This is a genomic window from Clostridium sp. Marseille-Q7071, from assembly GCF_965112025.1.
The window spans coordinates 4,746,128-4,762,580 of the sequence record NZ_CBCOPR010000001.1; the positions used below are offsets into that span (position 1 = coordinate 4,746,128).

The 16,453-nt window shown below is 32.4% G+C and carries 16 protein-coding genes, 2 pseudogenes and 3 riboswitches; of the genes and pseudogenes, 4 read left to right on the plus strand and 14 right to left on the minus strand.

The window, feature by feature from the left end; genetic code table 11:
- Positions 1-35: 35 nt before the first annotated feature.
- Genes ACWPW7_RS22540 through ACWPW7_RS22555 form a run of 4 tightly spaced genes read right to left on the minus strand, consistent with a single transcriptional unit; the run spans position 36 to position 3,908 of the window.
- On the minus strand, positions 36-1,364 hold the full coding sequence (locus ACWPW7_RS22540; RefSeq protein WP_454055399.1) for a phenylacetate--CoA ligase family protein: 1,329 nt from the start codon (positions 1,362-1,364) through the stop codon (positions 36-38).
- Between the two features lie 19 nt (positions 1,365-1,383).
- Positions 1,384-2,046 (minus strand): methionine ABC transporter permease, encoded by a 663-nt coding sequence (locus tag ACWPW7_RS22545; RefSeq protein ID WP_454055400.1) that lies wholly within the window; start codon positions 2,044-2,046, stop codon positions 1,384-1,386.
- The gene (locus tag ACWPW7_RS22550) at positions 2,033-3,049 is read right to left on the minus strand and encodes a methionine ABC transporter ATP-binding protein (RefSeq protein ID WP_454055401.1); all 1,017 of its coding nucleotides are present in this window, start codon (positions 3,047-3,049) and stop codon (positions 2,033-2,035) included. The genes ACWPW7_RS22545 and ACWPW7_RS22550 overlap by 14 nt, the downstream gene beginning before the upstream one ends.
- Positions 3,050-3,068: 19 nt before the next feature.
- Positions 3,069-3,908 carry a MetQ/NlpA family ABC transporter substrate-binding protein gene (locus ACWPW7_RS22555; protein WP_454055402.1) on the minus strand — a complete coding sequence of 280 codons (840 nt, stop codon included), beginning with the start codon at positions 3,906-3,908 and terminating at the stop codon, positions 3,069-3,071.
- A gap of 136 nt (positions 3,909-4,044) precedes the next feature.
- A riboswitch (SAM riboswitch) is annotated at positions 4,045-4,155 on the minus strand.
- Positions 4,156-4,279: 124 nt separating this feature from the next.
- Positions 4,280-4,390, minus strand: a riboswitch (SAM riboswitch).
- 124 nt (positions 4,391-4,514) lie between these two features.
- Positions 4,515-4,625: riboswitch (SAM riboswitch) on the minus strand.
- A 267-nt stretch (positions 4,626-4,892) separates the two neighbouring features.
- Between ACWPW7_RS22555 and ACWPW7_RS22560 the strand changes: the two genes are divergently transcribed.
- Entirely contained in the window at positions 4,893-5,411 is a 519-nt protein-coding gene (locus ACWPW7_RS22560) for a VanZ family protein (RefSeq protein ID WP_454055403.1), read from the plus strand.
- Positions 5,412-5,589: 178 nt separating this feature from the next.
- Positions 5,590-5,966, plus strand: a pseudogene (locus ACWPW7_RS22565) (helix-turn-helix domain-containing protein); the annotation flags it as partial.
- Positions 5,967-6,305: 339 nt separating this feature from the next.
- On the opposite strand, the gene ACWPW7_RS22570 reads toward ACWPW7_RS22565, so the two are convergent.
- From ACWPW7_RS22570 to ACWPW7_RS22580, 3 genes and pseudogenes are all read right to left on the minus strand, one after another.
- A complete protein-coding gene (locus ACWPW7_RS22570; protein ID WP_454055404.1) occupies positions 6,306-7,748 on the minus strand; it encodes an RNA-guided endonuclease TnpB family protein in 1,443 nt (480 codons plus the stop codon).
- A gap of 16 nt (positions 7,749-7,764) precedes the next feature.
- Positions 7,765-8,148, minus strand: a pseudogene (gene tnpA, locus ACWPW7_RS22575) (IS200/IS605 family transposase).
- The gene (locus ACWPW7_RS22580; protein WP_454055405.1) at positions 8,087-8,362 is read right to left on the minus strand and encodes a hypothetical protein; all 276 of its coding nucleotides are present in this window, start codon (positions 8,360-8,362) and stop codon (positions 8,087-8,089) included. The pseudogene tnpA and the gene ACWPW7_RS22580 overlap by 62 nt, the downstream one beginning before the upstream one ends.
- 300 nt (positions 8,363-8,662) lie before the next feature.
- On the opposite strand from ACWPW7_RS22580, the gene ACWPW7_RS22585 reads away from it, so the two are divergent.
- Positions 8,663-9,505, plus strand: a complete 843-nt coding sequence (locus ACWPW7_RS22585) for a UPF0489 family protein (protein ID WP_454055406.1) — start codon at positions 8,663-8,665, stop codon at positions 9,503-9,505.
- 114 nt (positions 9,506-9,619) lie between these two features.
- On the opposite strand, the gene ACWPW7_RS22590 is transcribed toward ACWPW7_RS22585, so the two are convergent.
- The gene (locus ACWPW7_RS22590; protein WP_454055407.1) at positions 9,620-9,817 is read right to left on the minus strand and encodes a hypothetical protein; all 198 of its coding nucleotides are present in this window, start codon (positions 9,815-9,817) and stop codon (positions 9,620-9,622) included.
- Between the two features lie 52 nt (positions 9,818-9,869).
- Positions 9,870-10,046 carry a hypothetical protein gene (locus ACWPW7_RS22595; protein ID WP_454055408.1) on the minus strand — a complete coding sequence of 59 codons (177 nt, stop codon included), beginning with the start codon at positions 10,044-10,046 and terminating at the stop codon, positions 9,870-9,872.
- A gap of 170 nt (positions 10,047-10,216) precedes the next feature.
- Between ACWPW7_RS22595 and ACWPW7_RS22600 the strand changes: the two genes are divergently transcribed.
- Positions 10,217-10,597 (plus strand): metal-dependent transcriptional regulator, encoded by a 381-nt coding sequence (locus tag ACWPW7_RS22600; protein WP_454055409.1) that lies wholly within the window; start codon positions 10,217-10,219, stop codon positions 10,595-10,597.
- Between the two features lie 54 nt (positions 10,598-10,651).
- On the opposite strand, the gene ACWPW7_RS22605 is transcribed toward ACWPW7_RS22600, so the two are convergent.
- The 5 genes from ACWPW7_RS22605 to ACWPW7_RS22625 are packed head-to-tail and all read right to left on the minus strand — an operon-like array spanning position 10,652 to position 16,210.
- Positions 10,652-12,376 (minus strand): ABC transporter ATP-binding protein, encoded by a 1,725-nt coding sequence (locus ACWPW7_RS22605; protein ID WP_454055410.1) that lies wholly within the window; start codon positions 12,374-12,376, stop codon positions 10,652-10,654.
- Positions 12,373-13,203, minus strand: coding sequence for an ABC transporter ATP-binding protein (locus ACWPW7_RS22610; RefSeq protein ID WP_454055411.1), 831 nt, complete (start codon positions 13,201-13,203; stop codon positions 12,373-12,375). The genes ACWPW7_RS22605 and ACWPW7_RS22610 overlap by 4 nt, the downstream gene beginning before the upstream one ends.
- A gap of 10 nt (positions 13,204-13,213) precedes the next feature.
- Positions 13,214-14,227 carry a FecCD family ABC transporter permease gene (locus ACWPW7_RS22615; protein WP_454055412.1) on the minus strand — a complete coding sequence of 338 codons (1,014 nt, stop codon included), beginning with the start codon at positions 14,225-14,227 and terminating at the stop codon, positions 13,214-13,216.
- Positions 14,224-15,252 carry a FecCD family ABC transporter permease gene (locus ACWPW7_RS22620; RefSeq protein WP_454055413.1) on the minus strand — a complete coding sequence of 343 codons (1,029 nt, stop codon included), beginning with the start codon at positions 15,250-15,252 and terminating at the stop codon, positions 14,224-14,226. The genes ACWPW7_RS22615 and ACWPW7_RS22620 overlap by 4 nt, the downstream gene beginning before the upstream one ends.
- A 25-nt stretch (positions 15,253-15,277) precedes the next feature.
- Positions 15,278-16,210 carry an ABC transporter substrate-binding protein gene (locus tag ACWPW7_RS22625; RefSeq protein WP_454055414.1) on the minus strand — a complete coding sequence of 311 codons (933 nt, stop codon included), beginning with the start codon at positions 16,208-16,210 and terminating at the stop codon, positions 15,278-15,280.
- Positions 16,211-16,453: the final 243 nt, after the last annotated feature.

Genomic DNA, 16,453 nt, shown 5'->3' on the forward strand with positions numbered 1-16,453 from the left:
AATTTAATAACTCGTCTTTAATTTTTTTCTTATTTTCAAATAGTATAATTTACTTTTCTTTCATCTATAAGACGTTTAGCCTTATGAGTAGCCCTTGGCAAAGTTCCATCCTCTAGCACTACTACATCTTTTGGCTTCACTCCTAATCTTGCTTTAAGTGCTGCAGAAACCTTAGCTTTTACTTCTTCATCAGATTCATTGTTGTCTATTGATTTTTCTATTTCTACTATATATTTAATAGTAAAACTTTCTTCTAAAATGCGGATTACATATTCCCCCGTAATTCCTTTAAGTTTGCGAAGAACAAATTCTATATCACTAGGGAATACATTAACTCCTGAAACTATGAACATATCATCCAGTCTTCCAACTACATTTATTCTTGCATGTGTTCTTCCACAAATACATGGACTTCTGTCAACAATACCAATATCGCCTGTCCTAAATCGAATCATAGGACGTGCTTTTTTTCTTAAAGTGGTAAGTACTATCTCTCCGCGTTCACCATCAGCTACTGGTGTTCCTGTTTCTAAATCTAAGACTTCAACTAGCAGGTGGTCTTCTGCAATATGAAGTCCATTTCTAGCTTCACACATACCTGCACAAGCACCAAATATATCAGATATTCCAAAGAAATCATAAACCTTTGCTCCCCAAAGCTCCTCAATGGCATCTCTTGTTGCATCAATGGACCCGCCAGCTTCTCCTGCAACTATAATTTTATTTATTGATAAATCTTTAGCTGGATCAATTCCATTTTTCTTAGCAGTTTCTCCTAAAAACCAGGCATATGAGGGCGTTGTCCAAATTACTGTTGGTTGAAACTCCTTTAAAATGAATAAAAGTCTTTCTGAAGGAATTGTTCCTGCCCAGATACATAGTGCACCAAGGTTTTGAGCACCAATAACATCTGGTCCTCCTACAAAAAGTGAAAAGTTAAGTGCATGCACATATCTATCATTTTTCCTCATGCCTGCTGCATAAAAAAGTCTGCTTTCTACATCTTGAAATTCATCAAAATCCTGTTTTGTAAAAGGACTTAGGGTAGGAACTCCAGTTGATCCGCTTGAAGCAGAAACGAAAACCACTTCATCTTCACTTACAGCAACCATATCTCCCAAAATCGGGCTTTTAGTTTGGCGTTTACGTTCTATTTGTTTATCTACAAATGGAAATTTAGTTATGTCTGAAAGTTTTTGAAAATCAGAAGGTTTTACCCCAGCTGCATCAAAAGCTTCTTTATAGTACGTAGAGTTGCTATATGACAATTCTAATATTTCTTTAAGTTCCCTTTCTTGTAACGCCTCAAGCTCTGCCCTTGGTAATGTTTCTATTTCTTCATCCCAATATTTTTTCTCACTCATTATTAAAAACCCCCTACATTTATTTTTTATTTACTTGCTTTGCAGAAAAATCACCTAACAATTGCAAGCCTTGAACTATTATGATTAATACACCAACACAAGTTAGCATTACTGTGGTATTGTAACGTTGATAACCATATCTAATTGCTAAATTGCCTATACCACCTCCCCCTACAGTACCTGCCATAGCTGAAAATCCAATAAGAGAAATAGCTGTTATAGTAATTCCATTTATAAGCTGCGGAAGAGCTTCTGGTATAAGTATGTGAATTATTATCTCTATGGATTTAGCACCAGAGGCTACTCCTGCCTCTAAAACCCCCATATTTACCTCACTAAATGAAGCTTCTGAAAGCCTTGCATAAAAAGCTATTGCTGATACTGAAAGTGGCACTATAACTGCAGCTGGACCAATGGTTGTATGCATAATTGCGCTGCTAATTGGTATAAGCAGTACTAAAAGTATTATAAATGGTATTGATCTTGTAACATTTATAATGATCCCTGAAACTCCATTTAACATCCTGTTTTTAAAAAATAAGTGGTTAGAACTTAAAAAAAGTAAAAGTCCAAGGAGCCCGCCAATTATTATGGAAACTATTAGTGAAACAGAAACCATAATAAAAGTTTCATTAAGTGCTAATATTAATTCTTCAAAAAGGTTAAAATTATTGGATAACATGTCTAATCACCTCCGTACTATATGTGTTATTTTTTAAATATTGAATAGCTTCAGCTATACTTTCATCATTGCCGCTGATGGTTATATACAATGTTCCCATAGGTAAATCTCCAATGTACTCTATTTTTCCTTGAAGTATGCTGAAAATCACATTGTACTTACTTGAAAGTGTCGATAATATAGGCTCTGTAGCAGTTTCTCCAACATATTTAAGCTTTACAATGTGACCTTTTAAACTCTTAATAAGTTCTTCTGGCAACTGAAAATTTGAGGAATGTGCTAAAAGCTGTTTTGTATATTCATTTTGAGGATTTGCAAATAAATCGTAAACCAGCCTTTCTTCTACAACTTTTCCTTTATCCATTACTGCAACTCTATTACATATTGACTTTATGACCTCTAATTCATGAGTAATAATTACAATGGTCATTCCAAATTGTTCATTTATATCTTTGAGAAGCTTTAAAATAGATGCTGTAGTTTCAAGGTCAAGTGCTGAGGTTGGTTCATCACACAATAATATTTTGGCATTATTAGCCATTGCTCTTGCAATTCCTACTCTTTGCTTTTGTCCTCCGCTTAATTTTGAAGGGTAGACCTCAGCTTTATCTTTTAATCCAACAACCTGAAGAAGTTCATTAACCCTAATATTGATTTCTTCTTTAGTTTTACCAGCAGTTTTAAGTGAAAATCCAATATTCTCATAAACAGTTTTGTTTAAAACTAAATTAAAGTGCTGAAATATCATGCCTATTCCTCGTCTTAATTCTCTTAATTCTTTCCCTTTATAATTTATAATGTTTTTATTATTGATCATTATTTCCCCACTGGAAGGCTTCTCTAAAAGATTAATTGTTCGTAATAATGTACTTTTTCCAGCACCACTTGAACCAACTATTCCGAATATATCCCCTCTTTTAATTCTGAGGGAAACATCTGAAACAGCATGAAGTTCATCGCTTTTTTGTTTGAATTTCACATTAATATTTTTAAGTTCTATCATTCAACATGACTCCTTTTTATTAATAATCAGCTGGCTTTTGAAAAGCTTTATATTGTCCCTTAGGATCATCAATTACTGATTTAAACTTAGAAGATTTAACTACCTCTAATACATCTTTTGATAACTGAGAATCTGCATCTTCTGTTCTTACTGCTATAACATTTATATATCCATCACTAAGTTTTTCATTATATAAAGCTTCGCTAGGGTTAAGTCCTGCAGCAATTGCAAAGTTCCCATTTATAACTGCTAAATCTGCGCTATCTAAAGTCCTTGGAAGCTGTGGTGCTTCTATAAGCTTAAACTCAAGCTTTTTGGGATTCTCTGAAAGATCTTTTTCTGTTGCTATTGAATTTTCAACTTTAGGATCTATTGTAATAAGCCCTGCAGCTTCTAGTACCTTTAATGCTCTTGTTAAATTTGTAGGATCATCCGGTATTGTAACTAGAGCACCTTCTTTTAGTTCATCTAAGGATTTAACTTTATTTGAATAAACTCCCATACCTGCTGTTGGTATTTCTGCAATTGCAGTTAAATTTAAATTATTTCCAGCGCCAAATTTCTCAAGATACACAGAATGCTGAAACATATTGAGGTTAATTTCTTTATTTGCAAGTGCTTTGTTGGGTTGAACATAATCACTAAATTCCTTAATAGTTATCTTATAGCCCTTTTCTTCTAGGGAAGGTTGAATTGCATCTTTAAACATGTCACCATAAGGTCCAGCACACACACCTACTATTATGTCTTTTGCCGGAGCATCAGTTGTAGTTTTTAGGTCATTAGTCTTTCCACATGCTATTAGGCCTAAACTTAATGCAAGCGCCGCTGCTAATGATAGTATTTTTTTTGATTTCATTTTAATCATCCTTTCAATTCACATTTTTATTAATATATTTAATCAAACACTATAAAAAAAAGCTGTTCTCCTATAAGGAAAACAGCAATGATTAAATTTAATAAGCAATAAAATTGCATTATAAAATTTGCTGACATCCTTATCTCTCAGATTTTACAATCTGCAGGAATTGACACCACTACATTCGAATGAGAATGCTGGTTGTCGGGTATCATTGGGCCAGTCCCTCCACCACTCTGGATAAGTTATATTTAGTTATTAACATTTTAATTATTTAATTCTTTTATGTAATAAAAAAGCTGCTCTCCTATAAGGAAAGCAGCATGATTAACTTTAATAAACAATAAATTGTATCATAAAATTTGCTGACATCCTTATCTCTCAGATTTCACAATCTGCAGGAATTAACACCACTACATTCGAATGAGAATGCTGGTTGTCGGGCTTCATAGGACCAGTTCCTCCGCCACTCTGGATAAGTTATATTTAGTTATTAATATTTTAATTCTTTAATTCTTTTATATAATAAAAAAGCTGCTTTCCTATAAGGAAAACAGCATGATTAACTTTAATAAACAATAAATTGTATCATAAAATTTGCTATCGTCCTTATCTTTCAGATTTTACAATCTGTAGGAATTAACACCATTTCATTCGAATGAGAATGCTGGTTGTCGGGTATCATTGGGCCAGTCCCTCCACCGCTCTAGATAAGTTATATTTAGTTATTGGATTTATTATATTATCCATAACAGTAATTGTCAACACTTTTCTAAATAAAATTTTATTCCAGTTCTCTTACATTCCACTTAACAAATAGTATAAGTCCTAAATTAATTATTGCTGTCTAGTTGCTACTGCTGTTGAAAAGTCTGATACACTCCCCAGCATATTCCTTGGCGCTTATTTTTGTATAAATGCTAAATTGACTCGACACCTCGTGATATAATAAATAAAGCATTCAAATACGAAGGAGGCATTCACATGAAAAAAGCAGGTAAAATTCTTTTATATCTTTACTTCATCGTTTTGATCTGGATATTGCTTTTTAAATTTTCAGTTTCGCTGAATGATGTACTTAATCGAGTATTTTCTGGTGAGCAATTACGACATATTAACTTGATACCATTTGGAGCGTCAGGTGGCGTCAAAGAAGTTGTCTACAATATTATTATTTTTGTTCCCTTAGGTATTTTGATAGAAATAGTGAACAAAAAAAGTTCAATGGTTAAAAATGCCATCTATATTTTATTGTTTAGTCTTTTTATTGAAGTGAGTCAATCCATTTTAGCGGTCGGCGCTACGGATATAACTGATCTCTTGACTAACACTCTTGGTGGAATCTTAGGCATACTGATTTATACAACTTTAAGAAAGGTATTCAATTCAGAAAAATTAGATAAGGTACTGATAGTGATAGGTATAGTGCTTTTTGTTTTGGCTATACTATTCGTTTTATTTTTAGTATTTATTATGGGAATTCGCATTAAATTTCTAGGTTGAACGAGACTCAGCTGTTACCTTTAAAGCCAGAACAAAAATTAAAACTCAGTAGCGAATCGTTATTGAATTTACGGAACTCTGCAGAAATGTAGGGTGTTTTTAATTTTAAGCGATAATATAATTAGCTAACTAAAATTATCATAGAATGATAGAAATATCAAATGAAAGGAGTTTGTCATTAAATTATGGTCATATTAAAATGGGGAAAAATAGGCATATTACTTTAACTGCCTCAGATTCCAATGCAATACAAAAAGCCCACAATATTTTAACAAAAGAAGCCTGCAATCCTCCTACCATTAAAAGCTTAAGTAAAATGGTATTTCTAAATGAACAAAAATTAAAAGCAGGCTTTTTAGCAAAATATCATATGTGTATTAGTCAATATACTACTTCCATTAAAATGACAATGGCAGAAAATCTATTAACTACAACAGAATTAAGTATTGATGAAATATCTAAAATCCTTGGATATAATTATAGTGGAAACTTCGTAAAAATGTTTAAAAAGTTCACGGAAAAACACCACTAGCTTTTAGAAAAATGAAGGGTTAAGATGAAGTTCTAAAACCAATAAAAACATCTTACTTTTTCTTATCACTATCCTAACACCTCTAATTTATGTAACTGCTAAGACTGTTGATAATTTGTAACAGCTATATTACATTCTTCGCAGCTGAATCTCTCACGACTAAAGTCATAAGGTTCTTAGGTACTATCCAAACTTCTTTTGGATAGCCGATAATTGCTAAAGCAATATCGGTTAACACCAAATACTGGCTTGGTTTCCCTAAGACTTTATCGGGCAAAGTTTCCGTTGAAACTATTATCACCCTACGGGGTTTATCATATTGGCTCGGTTCAAAACCATATGCCCCAAAGTAGTATAGACTTTTAGAGTCCTATGCTACTTATTTGTTTTTTATCTAATTTTCTAATTCTTTTTATTTCTTTATTATGCAACTTGAAGAAGTTTTCAAAAGTTGCATTTGCTCTATCTATATCTACTTCTTTTAAGTTATCCTTTGTATTCATTATTAGAAATGCAGAATACATATCTCTTTGAATATTTCCTTGTTCAAATTCATTCCAACGTTTTGATAATGGCTTTTTAACATAAGTTTCTGTGAAGTGTTCAAATTGACTTGCTTTAACTTTGTAAGTATTTATTTTCTTAATTGAAAGACTGTAGTATTGAAGTTTCTTATCTATAAGAGTTATAAGCATACTCGGGGCTTTGTTACTAAGAGATTTTCCAAATCTTTTCTTGCGATTAATCTTTCCAGTTTTCTCATTTATAGTAATTTCTTTTGCCTTTTTTTGAAGTCCTTTAAAATTCATAGTTTCAACTCTTACATCAAGACCAAGAGAAAGTATGTGATTAGCAAGTTTATTATGAGATTGTTTTCTCTTATCGGCTATTTTCCTTTGAATTTCAGAAAGTGCAAATTTAGTTTTGATATAACTTTTACTTTGAACCCATTTGTCACGATTTCCTACTTTAATTGTGCCATCTTCATTATATTTGTTAGGATTATTTGCTCTACGTTGTCTATCAAGTTTTCTTTGAAGAGCTCTTTTAAGTTTTTCGTCTATATTTATATCTTCTGCAAGTTCTAATATTTTAACTTCTTTTTCACTTGCTATAGCAAGAGTAGAAGTACCAATATCTAGGCCTACACGAGAATTTTCATCAGTAGAAACCTTACGGTTGTTCTTTTTTGGTGGAACACCCTCGAAAGTCATTTGAACAAAATATCTATTTTTACCGCGGATAACTTTTTTGACAAGTTTGCAAAACTTTAATTTATCTAAAAAACATTGATTTGCATACTCGTCATTTCTTTTTATGATTACTGGCATTGTTAGCCCAAGCCATTCCATTACGTTTCTATCTTCAAAATATCTAAAGCCTGTGATATTTCCTTTTTCACGTACAGAATAGAACTTACTGAAATCTTTAAATCTAACTTTCTTAGCTTCTCCAAACATTAGTTTTTCAAAAGAAGTAAAAGAACGTTCTGCGATTTCTTGAACCATTTGAGAACCTAAGTTTTGTTTAAACTTTTGCCCCATAGGTTTCACATATTTGTTTAGATCAAACTTAGTTACACCAAAATCTTTTCTAAGTTTATTGAACATTGCATTACGTTTTTTACCTTTTTCCATTTTCATTGCAAGACCATATTCTTTTTGTCTTTGCATTAATCTATATCTTGAAAGAATCTCTCCAAGACAAGTATTGTAGATTTGACGAGCAATATTCAATCTTTTTTCTAATATATCTTCTTGCCACTTTTCCGTTTTCAATGGAAGTGTCAAAACGTAGTTTGCCACTAGAGAAATTCCTCCTTTATTTTTTCTGTTGATTTTGAATATATTTTCTTATTTGTTCTTCTGTATTTTCACTTATAGTGGCTACGAAGTAGCTCGGGTTCCACATATGTCCACCCCATAATCTATTTTAAAGTTCAGGATGCAACTAAAACATTCTTCTTGCAGATATACCTTTTAATGATTTTAGAATATTAAGTATATAGTGTTGTGGAGTACACTCTATTAGCAAATGTATATGGTCTTTGTTAGTTTCCATTTCTACAATGGTTATAACATTATCATTTACAAGTTAATTTATTATATTCTTTAAGTCTTCTTCTACATTTCCAACGAGAAGTTTATGGCACATTCGTCTCGGCACTGAAGTACTGAGTATTCTGTGTTGTGTGATAAAATAAATTTATGACTCTTTTATCACCAATCCAAGGTAAAGCTCCTAACATATGATTTAAACTTAAAGTATCTGAGCCTCTATTAACTTGTTCTATCAAATAATCCCTAACATCAACTGGAGCATCTTTAAATATTACTTCAGGATAACACTCATTCTTCTTTAATAATGCTCGTAGACATTCTTCAATTTCTGTATTTAAAGTACTATCTGCATAAGTCAAATGTTATTTTTTATTTTGTAATTTTTATATGAATATTTTACCACAACCCATTTCTACATTTTTGATAAAATACAACTATCTCACCGTATTGCTTCTAAGTGAGGTTTTTCATTAAAGCTAGTTTTATAATACTTCTAATGAATAATATATTAAGATTGAAAACTAATTAAAACCAGCCGTGATGATAAAAATTTTTTCACAACATAACCATCTCCCAAAGGACACTTTTCCTTTTATTAAAGATATGATATGTTATATAATGTCGAAAATTGTAGAGTATTTTTAAAGGAGTGATTATTGTTGAAAACAGATAAAGTAACTGAAAAAGTAGTAAGAGGAAAGAAAATTTATATTGTAGAAAATCATCACGAAGTTATAATTCCATGGTCAGAATATGCCTCTAATAATGAAACTGCACCAGTATTATTAACTTTTGACCACCATATGGATACTCGTAGTGCATTTTACAGGCATTCTTGTAAGGTTGCTGGTCTAGAATGGAGACCTGTAAGAGATCAACTTATAGCAAATGCATATATAAATGAATCAAGTACAATTGCATCATCATTAGACAAGCTTTCCAATGATGAGCATATAGATTTTGCATTACAAACAGGGATGATATCAGACGCAGTAGTATTTAGCCTACTGAGTGCAGGTATTTGCAGAGATTATGCCAATAATAAAATATACTATATAGATCCTTGCTACACTAGCAAATGTAAAAAAAGTTCACATGGCGATGAGTGCCAAATTGATGTATACGATAAGGTAATAGAAGGAGCGGAACTATTATTTAAATTAAATCAGATAAATAATTTTATACCTGGTTTTTTTATCTCGAATAGAATAAACAAGAAATTTATTTTAGATATTGATTTGGATTGTTTTCATACTAAAAAAGCTATCAATGCCGTGGACATGTCTGTTTTTAACTATTTAGTAAATAATGCAGAAATAATTACTATAGCAACGGAAGGATATTATGTTGAGTTAGAAAAAAAGGATAACGATATAAATGAGAATTATCTTTTAGAAAAGTTATTAGTACATATAGAAAATGCTATAAAAAGGACGGAAGGTAATAAAAGATTTAAATCCTCTAGATACAATAACACAAGAGAACTTATTACAGTATCTTGAAGAAGTCATTGTATTAGAGTCTATTGCTACTAAAATCACAATTGAGGTCAAGGGAAATAGATTTTCAATTTGAAAATTCTCCCCTCACTGTGAAAGCAAACTAACATAATATCCCTAGACCAAAATTTCAACAGGGTCAGTTATGTTAGCGTACAAATTAACATTTTTCCTATTTTTCTTGATAAACTCCTCTTCCTCTTTTCTTTTTATTTTCTGATAGCATGACATACAATAACCACCGGTTCTATCAGCTGTTGTTTGCAAAATAGTTGCCTTACAACCTTTACTTCTACAAGGTATACGCTCACTCAAAACTATTCCTCTCTTTCTGTGCTATAACTGAAATAATTATATTTTTAGACTTTCAATCAAATATGATAATTTTAGGGTGATTACATTTATTCTCAAAAGATGTTTGCATCAATGCAAAAGTAAATGCCCATATTACTCTTATGTTATAACTTGTTGATGAATCAAACTTCATATCAAAACTGTTTACTATTGGAAGTAATTTTTCTTTAGAAATTTCTACTTCATCCAAATTTTTAATACTTCCAATACTTTATATACGAATTATTATAATACAAATTCTTGAATTCCTACAAATATATCTATTCTTGGAACTCCATTTTAAATATGTTATTATTATTAAAAGACTTTTTATTAATGTAGAGCGAATAAAATCAATTTTAAAAATCACAGGAGATTTGTATGGAAAAACTTACTTTTGTAATGGAAAATTATTTAGAAGCTATCTATGAGTTATCTGAAGAAGGCAAAGGAGTTAAAATGACTCGTATAGCAGAAAAGCTTGGAGTAACTAAAGCCAGTACTAATAGCGCTATGGTAACTTTAGCTGAAAAGGGACTTATAACCAATGAAAGATACAAGGAAATATTTTTAACCCCTTTAGGCTTAGAAATAGCTAGATCTACATCTAAAAAGCATCACATTATTAAAGATTTCTTTATAAAAATTCTAAACATAAATAGTTCTATTGCAGATGAAGATGCTTGTGCTATAGAACATGTTATTAGTTCAGATTCTGTTTACGCTATGCAAAAATTTCTTTCAAAACATGAAAATAAATAAAAAATAACGACTCAAAATTGCTTTTGCGATTTTAAGTCGTTATTTTTTTTATCTTTAAGATACCTGACTTCTATAGAGCATAGCATAAGCTCCTCCATAACGGATCAACTCATCATGGGTTCCTGTTTCTTTAATGCCTGTTCCTTCTAGAACTACAATTTTATCTGCATTACGGATAGTTGACAATCTATGGGCAATTACTATAGTTGTTCGATCTTTTGAAATTTCATCTAATGCAGCTTGGATTTCTTTCTCTGTTTTTGTATCAAGAGCTGATGTAGCTTCATCCAAAATAAGAATAGGTGAATTTCTAAGAATTGCTCTAGCTATGGAAATTCTCTGTTTCTGTCCTCCAGAAAGACGTACTCCACGCTCACCTATTATGGTATCATAACCATTTTCTAAATTTTCAATAAAACCATGAGCATTGGCTGCCTTTGAAGCCTCAAGAACCTGCTCTCTAGTAGCTTCTTTCCAGCCATAAACAATATTTTCATAAATTGTTCCATTAAATAAAAAGGTGTCCTGCAAAACCATGCTTATATTATCCCTAAGACTCTTTAAAGTTACATCTTTAATATCCATTCCATCGATTAAAATGCTTCCATTTTGAGGATCATAAAAGCGGTTTAAAAGGCTGGCTATTGTAGTTTTACCAACTCCAGTTGCCCCAACAAAAGCTACAGTTTCTCCTGGATTTACTTTTAAATTTATATTTTGTAAAATGTTTATTTCATCATTGTATGAGAAAGAAACTTCCTTAAACTCAACTTCTCCTTTAACCTTAGGCATTTTCTTTGCATTAACTTTCTCTCCAACATCTGGAACTTCATCCATAACCTCAAAGACACGCCTGCACCCTGCAAGTGCGTTACCTGACATTTCCATAAGCCTTGAAAAACTCTTTATAGGTCCATAAAACATGCCAAGATACATAGAAAATCCTACAATATCTCCAATGTTAATTTCTCCTCTTGAAACCATAAATCCACCAAATATTATAACTATAACAGAACCTAAAGCGGTGAAAAATGCAAGAAGCGGGAAAGTGGTTTCAAAAAAGAAGCTTGCCTTTAAGTATGCTTTACTATGTTTTATAGAAAGATTCTTAATCCTTTTTTCTTCTCTTTCCTGTTGATTGAATATCTGTATTTCTTTAATTCCAGAAAAATTATCTTGAACAGTACCAGAAAGTTCTCCTCTAACCATAGAATTCTGCTTCCATATAGGAGAAAGATGCTTACTCTGCCAAAGAGTAATCATAATAAGAAAAGGAATAGTAACAAGACTTAAAAAAGCTAACTTTACATTAATAGAAAATAATAATATCCCAACACCTACGAAAGTCAATATATTAACAACAAAATCAGGAATTACGTGAGCTAAAAGAATCTCTACCTCCATAACGTCATTAATAACTCTGCTAGTTAAATCTCCTGTACGGCTTTTATTAAAATACTTAAGCCCCATATGTTGAAGCTTAGAGTAAAGTTCTGTTCTCATATCTGCAACATAATGCAAAGCTGCATGATGGTTTAAATATCCTGAAATAGAACTTCCAGCTGATTGAAGTACAGTTGCAACTAAAAGCATCAATCCTATTCGTAAAGATTGAGCTCCAAAATCACCGCTTCCTTCTGTTGCTATACTTGTAAGTTCTCTTAGTGCCCATGGATTATAAAATCCTGCTATAGTAGAAATAATAACGGCTATTAATGCTAATATTAAATAAATCCAATATTTTCTGGCTCCCATAAAAATACGTAAGGTAGTTTTCATATGCCCACTGCCTCCTTTTCCTTCGACTCTACATCCTCATTTTCATCTACAATATCATAGGTAATACATACTGGACGATTACTCTTAGGTTCAATAACAACATCAGCATTGATATTGAAGGTTTTTCTAAGAACCTCTGGAGTCATAACTTCCTCAGGAGTTCCATGTTTTATGATAGCACCTTTTTGAATAGCAATAATATAATCAGAAAATCTTGCAGCAAGATTTAAATCATGAAGTACCATAACAATAGTGCACTTTTGATTACGGTTAAGCTCATATAAAAGCTTTAAAACCTCTAATTGGTGAGCAAGATCAAGATAAGTAGTAGGTTCATCTAATAAAATTAAATCAGTCTGCTGTGCTAGAGCCATAGCAATCCAAACCCTCTGTCTTTGCCCTCCTGATAAAGCATCAACTTCTCTTCTCTCAAACTCACTTAACTTAGTTGCATCTAAAGCCCATTTAACAATTCTTTTATCTTCCTCTGTAAGATTTCCAAAACCTTTTTGATGAGGAAAACGTCCATATGCAACTAACTCACCTACAGTAAGTCCACTTGGTGCAGTAGGAGTTTGAGGAAGTATGGCCATCTTTTTAGCTATTTCTTTTGTAGGTAATTTACTTATATCTTGTCCGCTTAGATGTACTACACCCTTCTTAGGCTTTAATATACGTCCAACCGCTTTCAAAATAGTTGATTTACCACAGCCATTTGCTCCTATAATAGAAGTTATCTTTCCCTTTGGTATCTGCATATTTAATTCCTTTACAATGAGAGCATCATCATAAGCTATATATAAATTTTTAGTTTCAATACTTTTCATACAATCCTCCTTAATTTGACTTTACTAATAAGTATAAGAAGTAAGGTGTAGTTAATACAGTAATAATAATTCCTGTAGGAACATCCGTTCCAAGACTTATAGTTCTAGTAATAGTGTCTGATAATAGAATAATTATTGAGCCCACTAAAGATGCAGTAGGAATCAATAGTTTATGATTTGAGCCTACAAACTTTCTCGCCATATGTGGAGAAATCATTCCAACAAAAAAGAAGTTTCCACCTAGGGCCACGCTGCCTGACGATAGAGCAACAGCTGCTATAGCTAGACCTATGAATTCTCTCTTTACTGCTACTCCTAATCCTGTTGCAGTTTGATTACCAAGGTTTAAAGTATTCAAAGTACGAGATTTATAAAGTACATATAGAAATAGAATCAATATCCAAGGTGCAAGAATAGAAATATACGTCCAATTGTCTCCCCAAAGACTTCCTGCACTCCATCTTTGAACAAAATCCATCTGTTTTTCATCTAGCTTTAAAGTAAGCATCATAGTAACAGCACTATATCCACTTCCAACAGCCACACCTGTCAAAATTAATCCTGTAGGTGATATGCTTTTTCCTCTTTTATATGAAAGTAAAAATATCAACACAGCTGCTGTCATTCCACCTATAAAAGCTAAAAGGGGGAGAGCAATAGCTGAAGATACACTATCTACCTTAAAAACAACTATAAACAATAATACAAATAAACCTGAGCCAGAACTTATTCCCAAAGTTCCAGGACTAGCCATATCATTTCGAAGTAAACTCTGCATTACACATCCAGCTGTTCCCATACCAATACCTACAAGAATAGTTAATACAATACGAGGAAGACGAAAATCATATACTATAAGATTTTGTTTAGCTGTACCTTTTCCAATAAGAACATTAAAAACTTCTGAAGGAGAGAGATTCATTTTACCTGAGTTCACACTTATTACTGCCACAAATAAAAGTACAATGGTAAGTACCAAAATAATAGTTAAGCCACGTGAAACTGAATAGCCCTTTTTCTTCATTCGAATTCCCTCCTTTGCTTCCTTGTAAGATAAAGAAAATACGGAACCCCTATTACAGCAAAAATAATTCCAATAGGAGTTTCATAAGGCTTATTAATAAGCCTTCCAACTAAATCTGCTGCCACAGTAAGCAAAGCTCCATATAATCCTGAAGCTGGAATTATGTATCTATAATCTACACCTATAAGGTAACGGACAATATGAGGTACTATTAATCCTACAAAACCAACAGGTCCAACAACAATTACAGAAAGCCCTGTAAGTATTAAAACAACTACAGTAGAAATAGCTTTAACCTTCTTAGTATTAAGCCCAAGACCTATAGCTGCATCATCTCCAAGATTTAAAAGAGTAATTGAAGGTGATATAATAAGAGCTGTAATTATGCCGACAATAAAGAATGGGAAAACTATAGCAAGTTCACTCCATTTAGCACCTGCTGTTCCTCCAGCAGTCCAATAAGCTAAAGCATGCCCAAGTCTATATTTAATAGAAAGATATTGGCTAAAAGCACCAAATAGCATTGATATAGAAATACCTGCTAAAACAAGTCTCTGTGGTTTCATGCCTCCTCTGCCAATAGACGCAATAAAATAAGTCATACCTGTAGTAACAGCTGCACCAATACATGCAAAAAGCATCATCTGTCCATAACTTCCACCAGGTAAAAATGCCATACAAAAAGCTATAGCAAAAGAAGCACCACTACTTATACCCATAAGTCCAGAATCAGCAAGAGGATTTCTTGTGGTTCCCTGCATTATAGCACCACATATGGAAAGGCTTGACCCAACAATTATATTAGCTGCTATACGAGGAAGTCGGAGAGTTTGAATAATCTGGTGTTCAGTTAAAGAAGAGTCAAAATTAAAAATCGCTCCCCAAGCCGTAGACAAATTCATATCAGCAGCACCAAAAGAAATTGATGCCGCTGACATAATCACCAGCAAAACCACCCCTGCAATCATATAGATTGTAAAATTCAAAGCCCCTAATTGTCGCTTTTTATTATAGGCATTTTGCATATTTATTTTCCTTTCTTAATTAGAATTATTTAGCTAATGAATTTATTGCATTAACCATATAGTCAAGTTGTTCAGTAAGACTTGTAACATCAGAATAAAAGAAAAGTCCTGCATAATGTCCTGGAATTTCTACAACTCTGCCTTCTGCAACAGCAGGAATGCTTTTCCAAATTTCTGTCTTTGCATAATCAGACTCTTTACCTTCTTGTTTAAACCATAATATATAGTCACCAAAATACTCATGAGCTACTTCATAACTTATAGATCCGCGTCCTTCTCCTGATTTTTCTATAAGTTCTTTAAGCTTGTCTGGATATTTAAGTCCAAGATATTCATATACTAAAGTACCACCTCTAGAGCCTGTTTCATAATATAGTCCACTCCACTCACCAGTAGCTCCCCAGTCTTCCAGTATACTGAAAGTTTTACCTTCAAATGTATCAGCTTTAAAAGTTTTCTTCGCATCTGCAAGTTTTTCTTCAAAATTAGAAACTGCCTTCTCTGCTTCAGCCTTACGTCCTGTAGCTTCTCCTATAGTTTTTATACGTTCAAGAGAATTCATATCTCCCTCTGGAATAACAAGAACTGGAGCTATTTTGCTGAATTTATCAAAGTCTGCCTCATCATATGTAATAATAAGATCTGGTTCTAAATTCATGACGTCTTCCGGCTCCCACTTTTCAATTTTTGTAGAAGCTTTAAGAGTATCATAAAAAGGCATACTTTCTTGTTCCCAAGCATTATATCCAACTAAATTTAATCCTAAAGTAATAACATCTCCAACATACCAATTAGCAATAACACGCTTAGGATTAGCAGGAACTTCAATATCTCCTTTTACAGTAGATATGGTACGAACAGTTGCTTCTTCTTCCTCTGCATTTTTAGATGAAGAGCAGCCAGCAAAAATCATAGTAGTCATAAGTATTGCACAAAATAATGACAAAATTTTTTTCATTTTATCCCTCTCCCTTATAAATATCTTATATTAATCAAATAGCACTAACGCCTGGGTTATATACGAATGTAAGACTAGTCTAACTTTTAAAAGCGTAGCATTTACAAATTCTCCTGTCAACATCTCAGAAATCCCCTTTTTAGAAGTCATTTTCTCTTAAAATAAGAGTAACTTATTGTTTTATAACAGTTAAATGAAAACACTTCTCATCATTTTGGATTGTAATTTAAATAAAATGGATTA